At 40.7% G+C, this 891-nt stretch carries 1 protein-coding gene; it reads left to right on the plus strand.

Features of this window, described 5'->3' with window-relative positions; translation table 11 throughout:
* On the plus strand, nt 1–852 hold an 852-nt coding region (locus ETB99_RS14590), incomplete at its 5' end, for a HAMP domain-containing sensor histidine kinase (protein WP_171700933.1).
* Nucleotides 853–891: the final 39 nt, after the last annotated feature.

Genomic DNA, 891 nt, shown 5'->3' on the forward strand with positions numbered 1-891 from the left:
ACGATTCCGCTCATTCGTATGAAGCGAGCGACTGAAAAGCTAAGCAAGGGCGATTTCTCCGTTCGTCTGCAAGTAAAAGGAAAAGACGAGCTAGCACAGCTAGGTAAAGCGATTCAAACGTTGGCAAAGGATTTAGAATACTTAAAAAAAGAAAGAAACGAATTTCTCGCCAGTATTTCTCATGAACTTCGTACTCCGTTGACGTACGTCAAAGGATATGCGGACATTGCAAGAAGGCCAACGCTTGAGGAGGAAGAAAGAGCAAAATATTTGTCCATTATTTATGAGGAAGCAGAGCATATGCAAAAGTTAGTGAAAGACTTGTTTGAGCTTGCGAAAATGGATCAACATTCGTTTCAAATCGAGAAAGAGCCAACTCCGCTTTGCCTTTTTTTGAAAAAAATATACGAGAAAATGTATCCTGCTTTTCAGACGAAAAATATGTCTCTTGTCTACCACTGCGATGAAAACATTACCGTCCATATCGACCAACAGCGTTTTGAGCAAGTGATGATGAATCTTTTGGACAATGCGTTAAAATATTCGCATCAAGGTTCTACCGTTTCCATTGATGTAAGAATGGAGAAAAAGAACGTGATGATCATGATTTCCGACGAAGGAATAGGAATTCCTGAAGCAGATTTGCCGCATATTTTTGAACGATTTTACAGGGTGGATAAATCAAGATCGAGAACAGGCGGAGGGACGGGATTAGGCTTGGCGATTGTGAAAGAAATTGTCGAAGCGCACGGCGGTTCGATTTACGCAACGAGCCAATTCGGAAAAGGGACAAAGATAGTTATTACATTGCCGAAGGGGGATGAAAGTGTACACGATATTACTAGTGGATGACGAAAAACGAATGTTGGATTTACTAGAGTTGTATTTGAT

The sequence above is a fragment of the Anoxybacillus sp. CHMUD genome (genome assembly GCF_013096965.1).
Taxonomy (GTDB): Bacteria; Bacillota; Bacilli; order Bacillales; family Anoxybacillaceae; genus Anoxybacillus; species Anoxybacillus kestanbolensis_A.